Below are 12,616 nucleotides of genomic sequence, written 5' to 3'. Positions count from 1 at the left end.
GCTGACAGAACTATGTTCGAACAACGCGTAAATTCTGACGTACTGACCGTTTCTACCGTTAACTCTCAGGACCAGGTAACTCAAAAGCCCCTGCGTGACTCGGTTAAACAGGCACTGAAGAACTATTTTGCTCAATTGAATGGTCAGGATGTTAATGATCTCTATGAGCTGGTACTGGCTGAAGTAGAACAGCCCCTGTTGGACATGGTGATGCAATACACCCGCGGTAACCAGACCCGTGCTGCCCTGATGATGGGCATCAACCGTGGTACGCTGCGTAAAAAACTGAAAAAATACGGCATGAACTGATACTAATCAGTTAAATGTTTGTTTTAAAAGGCGCTACTCGGCATGGGGAAGCGCCTTTTTTATTGACGTCACACGGGAGGCTTTGGCGATGAACGCGAGATGTGAACCTGTCTATTTTGGCGATGAATCTAAAAAGATAATCCTGGGTGATGCGCTAACTGAACTAAAAAAACTGCCGTCTGAAAGCGTCGAACTCATTTTTGCCGACCCTCCTTATAACATCGGGAAAGACTTTGATGGGATGGTGGAATCCTGGGACGAAGAGACCTTTCTCGCGTGGTTGTTTGAGTGCATCGACGAGTGCCATCGCATTCTCAAACCGCACGGCACCATGTACATCATGAACAGTACGGAGAACATGCCGTACATCGACCTCAAATGCCGCCCGCTTTTTACTATCAAGAGCCGCATCGTGTGGTCATACGATAGCTCAGGGGTACAGGCCAAAAATTACTTTGGTTCGATGTATGAACCGATCCTGATGATGGTAAAAGATCAGAAAAATTACACATTTAATCGTGACGATATTCTGGTTGAAGCCAAAACTGGCGCTAAACGCGCGCTAATAGACTACAGAAAAAACCCACCGCAGCCATACAATCAAAAAAAAGTGCCGGGCAATGTCTGGGAATTCCCACGCGTTCGCTATCTGATGGACGAATACGAAAACCACCCCACCCAGAAACCCAAAGCCCTCCTGGAGCGTATAATTCTGGCATCCTCGAACCCAGATGACTGGGTGTTGGATCCGTTTGCCGGCAGCTTCACCACCGGTGCCACCGCCGTGGAATTGGGTCGCAAGTTCATCGGGATTGAGATCAATACTGAATACGTAAAAATGGGGCTCAGAAGACTGAGTATCGGTTCTCATTTTTCAGAAATTGAGCTTGCCAAGGTGAAAAAACGTAAGACAAAAAACCTGTCTAAAAAGAGTCGATTGACGGCAAAGAGTGGCGATCTTTCAACAAAGTAAAGGCATTGTAAGTCTGCTTTTCAGCTAAAAAATTTCGTGTATATTCCCTGCACGCTTGGGCATGAATACACAGGGTTTAGGAATGATTCGCAAGTATTGGTGGCTGGTTGTTTTTGCGGTATTCGTTTTTCTTTTTGATGCGCTGCTCATCCAATGGATAGAGCTGATGACAACAGAGCACGACAAGTGCCGGAATATGAACTCAGTGAATCCCCTTAAGCTGGTCAACTGCGTCGACCTCGAATAGCACTGTAGGTAACGCTTCAACAGCCTTCAGCCTCTGGCTGTAAAAACTATCCGACCTGGTTCTCACTCTGCATTAATTGCATGACGCTACCGTCTGGGCTTAACATTTTTAATACATTATCAACTAATACTGGAGCTTGCCCATATAGATCATAACTCACTGGATTCATTAGCCAGTTTTTTATAATTCCGCTAAAGCTACCGTGCAAAATAATGATGATGACATCTAAATCAAGAGTGGTGGCAATCAGATTGTCATCTACACACTTTTGTAGGGAATCACGAATGCTTTGATGACTGATACCTATTTTATCGCGAATAGCCTGCTCAGATATCATCTCGTTATGAAATTCACACTTATGATATAAAATCTGCATTAATGCCTGCTGACGAGGGTTCTCTGCAATATATTGCAACCCCACCACAAACTTTTCTCGCAATCGCTGTAAAGGGTTATCACCCCAACGACAAATTAGCTTTTCCTGAATAAGATCGCGTAAAGGTGGTTGTTGTAACCATAGCTCATTAAACAATTGAGTTTTATTTTCGAAATGCCAATAGAGCGCGCCACGCGTCACGCTGGCGGCATCCGCAATGTCGTTTAGCGTCGTATTGCTTACGCCGCGTGCGGCGAACTGTACAATTGCCGTTTCTATCAGGTGCTGCCGCGTTTTGAGGGCATCAGCTTTCGTTTTTCTGGCCATGGTTCCGACTGTCTGAGGTAGAGTAGAGAATGATTAACTTTCTTATCTAATATTTGCGATACGGAACAAATGTATCACTTAGCATTTATTTAAACGAGTTCTAAAAAATATTATTACGGACTTTGCACACGAATAAACAAAACAAATATCAACAACCAATATATTCACAAACCAAATACTTATTTCAATTTGTGTTTATGCGCATCATAGTATTGCGATTAACACCACAATGAAACAGCTATCGATTAATCTTTTTTTTGCTTTTACGTGCCGTGCATCGCGCCCATAAATAAGTATTGCTTACATCGCAAGCTAATAATTTGTAGGATAGCCAACTATTATTTTTTTCTTGTGCGCGTTATCGCCCCTGCATTACCCGGTTAATAACGAGCGTTCGGTTTTTTAAGGAATAGAAATGACGAAAAATGCCAGGTTTTCACTCCTGCCCTCATTCATCATCGTCTCCGCTGCATTACTCGCCGGTTGTAACGATCAGGGAGAAACACAAGCTCATCCCGCAGAGCCGCAGGTGACTGTCCATGTCGTCGAAAAGGCTCCTTTAGCCGTAACGACCGAATTACCCGGGCGCACAACGGCATTCCGAATTGCAGAAGTCCGTCCCCAGGTCAGCGGGATAGTGCTTAAACGGAATTTCACTGAGGGAAGCGATATTGAAGCCGGACAGTCACTTTATCAGATCGATCCCGCGACTTATCAGGCTGACTATGACAGCGCCAAAGGTGAACTGGCGAAGAGTGAAGCGGCGGCTGCAATCGCGCATTTAACGGTAAAACGCTATGTGCCATTGGTTGGCACCAAGTACATCAGCCAGCAAGAGTACGATCAGGCAATTGCTGATGCTCGCCAGGCCGATGCCTCCGTGATCGCGGCAAAAGCGGCGGTCGAAAGCGCGCGTATCAATCTGGCCTACACCAAAGTGACATCGCCGATTAGCGGACGCATCGGTAAATCTTACGTCACCGAAGGTGCATTAGTCACGAATGGCCAGGCCACTGAGCTTGCTACCGTTCAACAGCTCGATCCCATTTACGTCGACGTAACACAGTCCAGTAACGACTTTATGCGCCTCAAACAGTCCGTTGAACAAGGGAGTCTGCATAAAGACAGCGCCAGCAGTACTGTCGAACTGGTGATGGAAAATGGTCAGTCATACCCGCTAAAAGGCTCTTTGCAGTTTTCCGATGTGACGGTTGATGAAAGCACTGGATCAATCACCCTAAGAGCCGTGTTCCCTAACCCGCAGCACACGCTGTTGCCAGGCATGTTTGTGCGCGCACGCATTGATGAAGGCGTCCAGCCGAATGCCATTCTTGTTCCGCAGCAGGGGGTAACGCGTACGCCTCGCGGCGATGCCACCGTAATGGTCGTCAATGACAAGAGTCAGGTTGAGTCTCGCGCAGTCGTTGCCGCACAAGCCATTGGCGACAAATGGCTCATCAGCGAAGGCCTGCAACCGGGTGACAAAGTTATCGTGAGCGGCTTACAGAAAGCACGTCCAGGCGTTCAGGTTAAAGCAACCGCCGATACCGAAACCCCTGCCACGAAAGCCCAATAAGGTAACCGGACATGGCTAACTTTTTTATCAGGCGTCCTATCTTTGCCTGGGTACTGGCCATCATTCTGATGATGGCGGGGGCTCTGGCAATCATGCAACTGCCCGTGGCGCAGTACCCGACCATTGCGCCTCCTGCGGTCGCCATTTCTGCCACCTACCCTGGTGCAGATGCGCAGACGGTTCAGGATACAGTCACACAGGTTATCGAACAGAATATGAATGGTATCGATAACCTGATGTATATGTCTTCCACCAGCGACTCGGCCGGAAGTGTGACTATTACGCTGACTTTCCAGTCCGGTACCGATCCCGATATCGCACAAGTGCAGGTACAAAATAAACTGCAGCTCGCCACTCCGTTACTGCCGCAAGAAGTTCAGCAGCAAGGGATCAGCGTCGAGAAATCGAGTAGCAGCTTTTTGATGGTCGCGGGTTTTGTTTCTGACAACCCACAAACCACGCAGGATGACATTTCCGACTACGTCGCTTCGAACGTTAAAGACTCAATCAGCCGTCTGAATGGCGTGGGTGACGTGCAGCTGTTTGGTGCACAGTACGCCATGCGCATCTGGCTGGATGCAAACTTATTGAACAAATATCAGCTCACGCCGGTTGATGTGATCAATCAGTTGAAGGTACAGAACGATCAGATTGCCGCAGGTCAGTTAGGGGGGACGCCTGCATTACCTAACCAGCAGCTTAACGCTTCTATCATTGCGCAAACGCGACTGAAAGACCCTGAAGAGTTCGGAAAAGTGACTTTACGCGTGAACAGCGATGGTTCGGTTGTTCACCTGAAAGACGTCGCGCGCATCGAGTTGGGTGGGGAAAACTACAACGTCGTGGCACGTATTAACGGTAAACCTGCATCCGGTCTTGGGATCAAGCTGGCAACCGGGGCAAACGCGCTGGATACCGCTAACGCTATTAAAGCCAAGCTGGTTGAACTGCAACCATTCTTCCCGCAGGGAATGAAGGTGGTCTACCCGTACGACACGACGCCATTTGTGACTATCTCCATTCATGAAGTGGTAAAAACGCTGTTTGAAGCGATCGTACTGGTGTTCCTGGTCATGTATTTGTTCCTGCAAAACATCCGGGCAACGCTCATTCCAACCATCGCCGTACCTGTCGTATTGTTGGGCACATTTGCCGTACTTGCCGCGTTTGGCTACTCGATAAACACCCTGACGATGTTCGGCATGGTGCTCGCCATCGGCCTATTGGTCGATGATGCGATAGTGGTGGTGGAAAACGTAGAACGCGTGATGATGGAAGATAATCTGCCGCCCAAAGAGGCGACGGAAAAATCCATGTCGCAAATACAGGGGGCGCTGGTTGGTATTGCCATGGTGCTGTCTGCGGTATTTATCCCGATGGCCTTCTTTGGCGGTTCAACCGGGGCTATCTATCGGCAGTTCTCCATCACCATCGTTTCCGCCATGGCGCTTTCTGTACTGGTCGCGCTGATCCTGACTCCTGCGCTTTGTGCAACGCTGCTGAAGCCGGTATCGGCTGAGCATCACGAGAAAAAAAGCGGTTTCTTTGGCTGGTTTAATGCCAAATTCGATCACAGCGTCAATCACTACACCAATAGCGTCAGCGGTATTGTGCGTAAAACCGGGCGTTATCTGGTCGTCTACCTGGTAATCGTCATCGGAATGGCAGTTCTGTTTATGCGCCTGCCGACCTCCTTCCTGCCTGAGGAGGATCAGGGTGTATTTATGACAATGATTCAACTTCCGGCAGGCGCTACGCAAGAACGCACCCAGAAAGTACTGGATCAGGTTACTCAGTACTACCTGACCAATGAGAAAGCTAACGTCGAAAGCGTCTTCACGGTTAACGGTTTTAGCTTCAGCGGCCAGGGGCAAAACTCAGGTCTGGCATTCGTTAGCCTCAAGCCCTGGGATGAACGCAGCGGCGAGGAAAATAGTGTTGAAGCGGTCATTGCACGCGCCACACGCGCGTTCAGCCAGATCCGCGATGGGTTGGTCTTCCCCTTCAATATGCCCGCTATTGTTGAATTGGGTACCGCAACCGGCTTCGATTTCGAGCTGATCGATCAGGGCGGTCTGGGACATACAGCGTTGACGCAAGCACGTAACCAACTGTTGGGGATGGTGGCTAAACACCCCGATCTGTTGGTTCGCGTTCGTCCTAACGGGCTGGAAGATACTCCGCAGTTTAAGCTGGATGTTGATCAGGAGAAAGCACAGGCACTGGGGGTATCGCTGTCGGATATCAACGAAACTATCTCCGCATCGCTGGGCGGTTACTACGTTAACGACTTTATTGACCGTGGCCGTGTGAAGAAAGTTTACGTCCAGGGGGATGCAAAATACCGCATGCTGCCAGCGGACATCAATAATCTGTATATCCGCAGTGCCAATGGCGAAATGGTTCCGTTCTCTGCGTTCAGTGCATCACATTGGATTTATGGTTCACCGCGTCTGGAACGTTACAACGGTATGCCATCCATGGAAATACTGGGCGAAGCGGCACCAGGGCGAAGCACCGGTGAAGCAATGGCGCTGATGGAAAGTCTGGCGGAAAAACTGCCAAACGGTATTGGTCATGACTGGACGGGGATGTCCTATCAGGAAAGGCTGTCGGGTAACCAGGCGCCTGCGCTGTATGCCATCTCGCTAATCGTTGTCTTCCTTTGCCTTGCCGCATTGTATGAAAGCTGGTCTATACCTTTCTCAGTGATGCTGGTTGTACCGCTCGGTGTTGTGGGCGCATTGTTAGCTGCATCACTGCGTGGGATGAATAACGATGTGTATTTCCAGGTTGGCTTACTAACCACTATCGGCCTCTCGGCTAAGAACGCCATCCTGATCGTCGAGTTTGCCAAAGACCTGATGGATAAAGAAGGCAAGGGGTTGATTGAAGCGACGCTGGAGGCATCGCGTATGCGTCTTCGTCCTATCCTGATGACATCCCTGGCCTTTATTCTGGGGGTTATGCCTCTGGTTATCAGTCACGGAGCAGGTAGTGGTGCGCAGAATGCGGTCGGTACAGGTGTTATGGGAGGAATGCTGACCGCAACATTGTTGGCTATCTTCTTCGTCCCCGTGTTCTTTGTTGTCGTAAGACGGCGTTTTAGTCGGCACAACGATTAATTTGTAAAATAAAGGCGTCTACGGACGCCTTTTTCACCTACGATGCTCCTCTTTATTTATTAGTAAGATAGCCATTTATTTCATTTAAACTATCCCTCTAAACTCACCTGCAACCTTTCTTTTTATCCATTATTTTTACAATCCACATGAATTGAGATTATTCCTCATGTCAGTCCTTTTTTAAGAAGTGGTAAAATAATCACCGAGTTCGCAGATGGCTTAGCGTTTGTCTTTGCTTAATTAGCGAAACGCTTATTTTGAGGTAACACCATGAAAAGATTAATATCAGTTGCATTGCTTACCGCATTCCTGGCTGGCTGTGCACACGATTCTCCTTGCGTACCTGTATACGACGATCAGGGGCGCCTGGTTCATACCAATACCTGTATGAAAGGCACCACCCAGGATAACTGGGAAACAGCCGGAGCCATCGCCGGAGGTGCTGCAGCCGTTGCCGGACTGACGCTTGGGATTGTCGCCCTGACCAAATAAATCATCTTAAAAGCGCGGTTATTACCGCGCTTTTAGCAATAAGCATAAAATCTACATATAAGACAAAACGTTGCTTAATAGCAGCAGGCATATAATAAAATTATTATAGAGTTCCCTCACACATCCACGATTTGAAATTAGCATTTTTTCTGTTTTTCGTAACACCATATTTTCTATTCATTATTCTCACGCCATTAATATTAACGCCAGAAATCGTTATCACGCGTCCTGTATGATTTTTAAATTTTTTGCGCCGAAATGTGGCTTACGTTTCAATTTTGCACCACTTCAGGGCGCTGCATTTATTTTTTCCTGTCTACACTCTGCATATTGCGTCGAATAATCAGGCGCAAAAAAACTGGCACTACCTTTGCTTAAAAGAGTATGGCCAAAGCCACAGACAGGTAAAAGACGTTTTCAGAACGTTTCCATAACAATAATTCCTCCACACAGGATGCTCTATGAAAAAGATGATAATCGCCAGCCTGGCTGCGGCCGGTGTACTGCTTGCTGTTGCAAATCAGGCACATGCCGGCGCAACACTTGATGCCGTAAAGAAAAAAGGGTTTGTGCAATGTGGGATCAGCGACGGCTTGCCTGGCTTTTCTTACGCCGATGCAAGCGGCAAGTTCTCGGGTATTGATGTTGATGTATGTCGTGGCGTGGCCTCCGCCGTATTTGGCGATGATAGCAAAGTAAAATATACCCCGCTCACCGCCAAGGAACGCTTTACCGCATTACAGTCTGGTGAAGTCGACATGCTCTCTCGTAATACCACGTGGACCTCTTCTCGTGATGCCGGTATGGGTATGTCCTTCACTGGCGTAACGTATTACGACGGTATTGGCTTTCTTACCCACAATAAAGCAGGTCTGAAGAGCGCTAAAGAACTGGATGGCGCGACAGTCTGTATTCAGGCGGGAACCGATACCGAACTGAACGTAGCCGACTACTTTAAAGCCAACAAGATGAAGTACACCCCCGTCACCTTTGACCGCTCGGATGAATCAGCCAAAGCTCTGGAATCTGGACGTTGCGATACGCTGGCTTCCGACCAGTCTCAGCTATATGCCCTACGCATCAAGCTGAGCAATCCTGCGGAGTGGATCGTCCTGCCAGAAGTTATTTCGAAAGAACCGCTGGGACCTGTCGTACGTCGTGGGGACGATGAGTGGTTCTCCATTGTTCGCTGGACGCTATTCGCCATGCTAAATGCGGAAGAAATGGGTGTTAACTCGAAAAACGTCGATGAAAAAGCGGCTAATCCAGCAACACCGGATATGGCACACCTGTTGGGTAAAGAAGGGGATTATGGCAAGGATCTGAAGCTTGATAACAAGTGGGCCTACAACATTATCAAGCAAGTTGGTAACTATTCGGAGATCTTTGAACGTAACGTTGGATCGGAAAGTCCGCTGAAGATCAAACGTGGACAGAACAACCTCTGGAATAACGGTGGCATTCAATATGCGCCACCGGTGCGCTAATGCGTAGTGATGTAACGGGCGCCGCAACTGCGGCGCTCAGCCCAGAGTCATAGTTACTGAGGTTTTCTTATGTTCCATCGCCGCTCAACCGTAAAAGGATCATTATCCTTTTCTAACCCTGCGGTCCGCGCCTGGTTATTTCAAATACTCGCCGTCATTGCGGTTATCAGCATTGCGGTCTATCTCATTCATAACACGATAAATAACCTGAACAATAGCGGTATTACCTCGGGGTTTTCTTTTCTCGATCGCAGCGCCGGATTTGGTATTGTCCAGCATTTGATCGATTACGAGCAAGGCGATACGTATGGTCGTGTCTTTGTGGTCGGTCTGCTCAATACGCTGTTAGTTTCTGCATTGTGTATTGTTTTCGCATCAATTCTCGGTTTCTTTCTCGGACTGGCACGCCTGTCAGATAACTGGTTATTGAGAAAACTCTCGACGATCTACATCGAAACGTTCCGCAATATACCGCCGCTGCTGCAGATCTTTTTCTGGTATTTCGCCGTATTACGTAACCTGCCCGGCCCACGCCAGGCTGTTAACGCGCTGGATTTGATGTTCCTGAGTAACCGGGGGCTCTATATTCCGGCCCCGCAAATGGGAGAAGGTTTTTTTGCCTTTTGCACCGCTGTCGTTATCGCTATCGTCGTCACCATCGGATTATTTCGCTTCAACAGAATGCATCAGACCAAAACCGGTCAGCTACGTCGGACCTGGCCCACGGCTCTGGTGTTGATCGTACTTTTACCGGTAATTTCACAGTGGATGTTTGGCGCTGCGCTTCACTGGGATATTCCCGCGCTTCGTGGTTTTAACTTCCGTGGCGGTATGGTGCTTATTCCCGAACTGGCAGCACTGACTCTGGCGCTTTCGGTATATACCTCGGCATTTATTGCAGAAATTATTCGGGCGGGCATTCAGGCCGTTCCTTATGGCCAACATGAAGCCGCACGCTCGCTGGGTCTGCCAAATCCGGTGACGCTACGCCAGGTAATCATCCCACAGGCGCTACGCGTCATCATTCCCCCACTGACCAGCCAGTACCTGAATATCGTCAAGAACTCTTCTCTTGCGGCCGCCATTGGCTACCCGGACATGGTTTCACTGTTTGCCGGTACGGTACTCAATCAAACAGGGCAAGCCATTGAAACGATCGCCATCACCATGTCGGTGTACCTGATCATCAGTCTGAGTATTTCTTTGCTGATGAATATTTATAACCGCCGTATTGCACTGATTGAGCGCTAAGGAGCCATGATGACAAAAGCACTGCTGTCTCACCCCTCGCGCCAGCGCAGTAACCCGGCAAGCCGCTGCCTACTCTGGGTGCGTAAAAACCTGTTCTCCAGTTGGTCAAATAGCCTGCTCACCCTGCTATGCGTATGGCTGATTTGGTCATTTCTCCCGCCACTGTTGAACTGGGTATTCTTTCAGGCCAACTGGGTCGGTTCTACCCGGGCAGACTGTACCAAAGCGGGAGCCTGCTGGGTGTTCATCCATGAACGCTTCGGGCAATTCATGTATGGGCTTTATCCACACGATCAGCGTTGGCGCGTAAATCTGGCCCTGATGATTGGTCTGGTTTCTATTGTTCCGATGTTCTGGAAAACCATTCCCCACCGTGGCCGTTATATCGCCATCTGGGCAGTCATTTATCCGATTGTTGTCTGGTGGCTGATGTACGGGGGTTTTTTCGGGCTTGAACGCGTAGAAACCCGGCAGTGGGGTGGATTAACACTGACGCTTATTATTGCATCCGTGGGGATTGCAGGCGCGCTTCCATGGGGCATTTTACTGGCGTTGGGACGTCGTTCCCATATGCCAGTCGTGCGGGTTTTATCCGTCATTTTCATTGAGTTCTGGCGCGGTGTACCGTTGATTACCGTTCTGTTTATGTCCTCGGTCATGCTTCCTCTGTTTATGTCCGAAGGAACCAGTATCGACAAGCTTATCCGGGCGCTGGTCGGCGTTATTCTTTTCCAGTCGGCCTATGTCGCAGAAGTGGTTCGTGGAGGGCTACAGGCCCTACCAAAAGGTCAGTATGAAGCCGCGGAATCACTGGCGCTAGGTTACTGGAAAACTCAGGGGCTGGTCATTCTTCCGCAAGCCCTCAAGCTGGTTATCCCTGGCCTGGTTAACACGATTATCGCCCTGTTCAAGGATACCAGCCTGGTCATCATCATCGGTCTGTTTGATCTCTTCAGTAGCGTACAGCAGGCAACTGTGGACCCTGCGTGGCTGGGTATGTCGACGGAAGGGTATGTTTTTGCCGCACTGATTTACTGGATCTTCTGTTTCAGCATGTCGCGTTACAGCCAGCATCTGGAAAAACGTTTTAACACCGGGCGTACACCGCACTGAGGAATTTATGAGCCAATTATTAATGCCGTCTACCGACTCGATGATTACGCTGGAAAACGTCAACAAATGGTACGGACAGTTTCATGTCCTGAAAAACATCAACCTGAAGGTAAAACCGGGAGAGCGCATCGTATTATGCGGACCTTCCGGTTCGGGTAAATCGACAACTATCCGCTGTATTAACCATCTGGAAGAACATCAGCAAGGACGCATTGTGGTGGATGGGATTGAACTCAATGAAGACATCCGCAATATTGAGCGCGTCCGACAAGAAGTCGGCATGGTCTTTCAGCACTTTAATCTCTTTCCTCATTTAACTGTCTTGCAAAACTGCACACTGGCGCCTATCTGGGTGCAAAAGATGCCGAAAAAAGAGGCTGAAGTACTGGCAATGCACTACCTTGAGCGGGTCCGCATTGCCGAACATGCGCATAAATATCCCGGGCAAATCTCTGGTGGACAACAACAGCGCGTGGCCATTGCACGCTCACTGTGTATGAAACCCAAAATCATGTTATTTGATGAACCCACATCAGCGTTGGATCCTGAAATGGTAAAAGAAGTGCTGGATACCATGATAGGTCTGGCACAATCGGGCATGACCATGCTATGTGTAACCCATGAAATGGGCTTTGCCCGCACAGTAGCTGACCGGGTGATCTTTATGGATCTTGGCGAGATTGTGGAACAGGCACCACCAGATGAGTTTTTTGCTCACCCCAAATCGGAACGCACTCGCGCGTTTTTATCGCAGGTTATTCATTAAAGCCATATGCCGGATACAGATCCGGCATTTTTTTCCGTATAAAAACGCAAAAAGGCCATCCTTTCGGATGGCCTTTTCACTTATTTGGTGTCTGGCAGTTTATGGCGGGCGTCCTGCCCGCCACCCTCCGGGCCGTTGCTGCGCAACGTTCAAATCCGCTCCCGGCGGATTTGTCCTACTCCGGAGAGCGCTCACCGATAAACAACAGATAAAACAAAAGGCCCAGTCTTTCGACTGAGCCTTTCGCTTTTATTTGATGTCTGGCAGTTCCCTACTCTCGCATGGGGAGACCCCACACTACCATCGGCGCTACGGCGTTTCACTTCTGAGTTCGGCATGGGGTCAGGTGGGACCACCGCGCTACAGCCGCCAGACAAATTCTTTTCTAAGTGCCGAACTTTAATCGAAAAACTGGTGCTGATACCCAGAGTCGAACTGGGGACCTCACCCTTACCAAGGGTGCGCTCTACCAACTGAGCCATATCAGCACACTAAATTTGATGCCTGGCAGTTCCCTACTCTCGCATGGGGAGACCCCACACTACCATCGGCGCTACGGCGTTTCACTTCTGAG

At 49.1% G+C, this 12,616-nt stretch carries 11 protein-coding genes, 1 tRNA gene and 1 rRNA gene; 10 read left to right on the top strand and 3 right to left on the bottom strand.

What is annotated here, in order from left to right; all coding sequences use genetic code 11:
• Positions 1-12: 12 nt before the first annotated feature.
• The 3 genes from fis (at position 13) to OGY83_RS18210 (ending at position 1,529) form a co-directional block, all read left to right on the top strand.
• Complete coding sequence (gene fis / locus OGY83_RS18220) at positions 13-309, top strand: DNA-binding transcriptional regulator Fis (RefSeq protein ID WP_000462905.1); 297 nt, start codon at positions 13-15, stop codon at positions 307-309.
• An 88-nt stretch (positions 310-397) separates the two neighbouring features.
• Entirely contained in the window at positions 398-1,282 is an 885-nt protein-coding gene (gene yhdJ / locus OGY83_RS18215) for an adenine-specific DNA-methyltransferase (protein ID WP_286636764.1), read from the top strand.
• An 82-nt stretch (positions 1,283-1,364) separates the two neighbouring features.
• The gene (locus OGY83_RS18210) at positions 1,365-1,529 is read left to right on the top strand and encodes a DUF2556 family protein (RefSeq protein ID WP_003025279.1); all 165 of its coding nucleotides are present in this window, start codon (positions 1,365-1,367) and stop codon (positions 1,527-1,529) included.
• A 46-nt stretch (positions 1,530-1,575) separates the two neighbouring features.
• On the opposite strand, the gene envR is transcribed toward OGY83_RS18210, so the two are convergent.
• Positions 1,576-2,232 (bottom strand): acrEF/envCD operon transcriptional regulator, encoded by a 657-nt coding sequence (gene envR, locus OGY83_RS18205; protein ID WP_126317323.1) that lies wholly within the window; start codon positions 2,230-2,232, stop codon positions 1,576-1,578.
• A 415-nt stretch (positions 2,233-2,647) separates the two neighbouring features.
• Here envR and OGY83_RS18200 point away from each other — a divergent pair, with 415 nt between their 5' ends.
• From OGY83_RS18200 to OGY83_RS18170, 7 genes are all read left to right on the top strand, one after another.
• On the top strand, positions 2,648-3,808 hold the full coding sequence (locus OGY83_RS18200) for an efflux RND transporter periplasmic adaptor subunit (RefSeq protein ID WP_286636574.1): 1,161 nt from the start codon (positions 2,648-2,650) through the stop codon (positions 3,806-3,808).
• 11 nt (positions 3,809-3,819) lie between these two features.
• Complete coding sequence (locus tag OGY83_RS18195; RefSeq protein ID WP_123267804.1) at positions 3,820-6,933, top strand: efflux RND transporter permease subunit; 3,114 nt, start codon at positions 3,820-3,822, stop codon at positions 6,931-6,933.
• A gap of 270 nt (positions 6,934-7,203) precedes the next feature.
• Positions 7,204-7,425, top strand: coding sequence for a lipoprotein (locus OGY83_RS18190; protein ID WP_003025292.1), 222 nt, complete (start codon positions 7,204-7,206; stop codon positions 7,423-7,425).
• Between the two features lie 461 nt (positions 7,426-7,886).
• Positions 7,887-8,912, top strand: coding sequence for an amino acid ABC transporter substrate-binding protein (locus OGY83_RS18185; RefSeq protein ID WP_008785976.1), 1,026 nt, complete (start codon positions 7,887-7,889; stop codon positions 8,910-8,912).
• 69 nt (positions 8,913-8,981) lie between these two features.
• The gene (locus OGY83_RS18180; protein WP_191234598.1) at positions 8,982-10,163 is read left to right on the top strand and encodes an amino acid ABC transporter permease; all 1,182 of its coding nucleotides are present in this window, start codon (positions 8,982-8,984) and stop codon (positions 10,161-10,163) included.
• A 9-nt stretch (positions 10,164-10,172) separates the two neighbouring features.
• Positions 10,173-11,276, top strand: coding sequence for an amino acid ABC transporter permease (locus tag OGY83_RS18175; protein WP_191235375.1), 1,104 nt, complete (start codon positions 10,173-10,175; stop codon positions 11,274-11,276).
• 7 nt (positions 11,277-11,283) lie between these two features.
• Positions 11,284-12,042 (top strand): amino acid ABC transporter ATP-binding protein, encoded by a 759-nt coding sequence (locus OGY83_RS18170; RefSeq protein ID WP_079938209.1) that lies wholly within the window; start codon positions 11,284-11,286, stop codon positions 12,040-12,042.
• A 258-nt stretch (positions 12,043-12,300) separates the two neighbouring features.
• On the opposite strand, the gene rrf is transcribed toward OGY83_RS18170, so the two are convergent.
• Both rrf and OGY83_RS18160 read right to left on the bottom strand, forming a co-directional pair.
• Positions 12,301-12,416, bottom strand: a 5S ribosomal RNA gene (gene rrf, locus OGY83_RS18165).
• 38 nt (positions 12,417-12,454) lie between these two features.
• Positions 12,455-12,530 (bottom strand) — tRNA-Thr (locus tag OGY83_RS18160).
• Between the last annotated feature and the right edge of the window lie 86 nt (positions 12,531-12,616).

Origin of the sequence: Citrobacter sp. Cpo090 (assembly GCF_030332665.1) — a bacterium.
GTDB lineage: Bacteria > Pseudomonadota > Gammaproteobacteria > Enterobacterales > Enterobacteriaceae > Citrobacter > Citrobacter portucalensis.
Note: the sequence above shows the minus strand (reverse complement) of the source record. Positions and strands in the feature narration are given on the sequence as shown.

What these genes read in the sequence shown, in the direction of transcription:
- OGY83_RS18190 (WP_003025292.1), top strand. Translation starts at nt 7,204, where the DNA reads ATGAAAAGATTAATATCAGTTGCATTGCTTACCGCATTCCTGGCTGGC.
- OGY83_RS18185 (WP_008785976.1), top strand. Translation starts at nt 7,887, where the DNA reads ATGAAAAAGATGATAATCGCCAGCCTGGCTGCGGCCGGTGTACTGCTT.
- envR (WP_126317323.1), bottom strand. Translation starts at nt 2,232, where the DNA reads ATGGCCAGAAAAACGAAAGCTGATGCCCTCAAAACGCGGCAGCACCTG.
- OGY83_RS18175 (WP_191235375.1), top strand. Translation starts at nt 10,173, where the DNA reads ATGACAAAAGCACTGCTGTCTCACCCCTCGCGCCAGCGCAGTAACCCG.
- OGY83_RS18170 (WP_079938209.1), top strand. Translation starts at nt 11,284, where the DNA reads ATGAGCCAATTATTAATGCCGTCTACCGACTCGATGATTACGCTGGAA.
- yhdJ (WP_286636764.1), top strand. Translation starts at nt 398, where the DNA reads ATGAACGCGAGATGTGAACCTGTCTATTTTGGCGATGAATCTAAAAAG.
- fis (WP_000462905.1), top strand. Translation starts at nt 13, where the DNA reads ATGTTCGAACAACGCGTAAATTCTGACGTACTGACCGTTTCTACCGTT.
- OGY83_RS18210 (WP_003025279.1), top strand. Translation starts at nt 1,365, where the DNA reads ATGATTCGCAAGTATTGGTGGCTGGTTGTTTTTGCGGTATTCGTTTTT.
- OGY83_RS18200 (WP_286636574.1), top strand. Translation starts at nt 2,648, where the DNA reads ATGACGAAAAATGCCAGGTTTTCACTCCTGCCCTCATTCATCATCGTC.
- OGY83_RS18195 (WP_123267804.1), top strand. Translation starts at nt 3,820, where the DNA reads ATGGCTAACTTTTTTATCAGGCGTCCTATCTTTGCCTGGGTACTGGCC.
- OGY83_RS18180 (WP_191234598.1), top strand. Translation starts at nt 8,982, where the DNA reads ATGTTCCATCGCCGCTCAACCGTAAAAGGATCATTATCCTTTTCTAAC.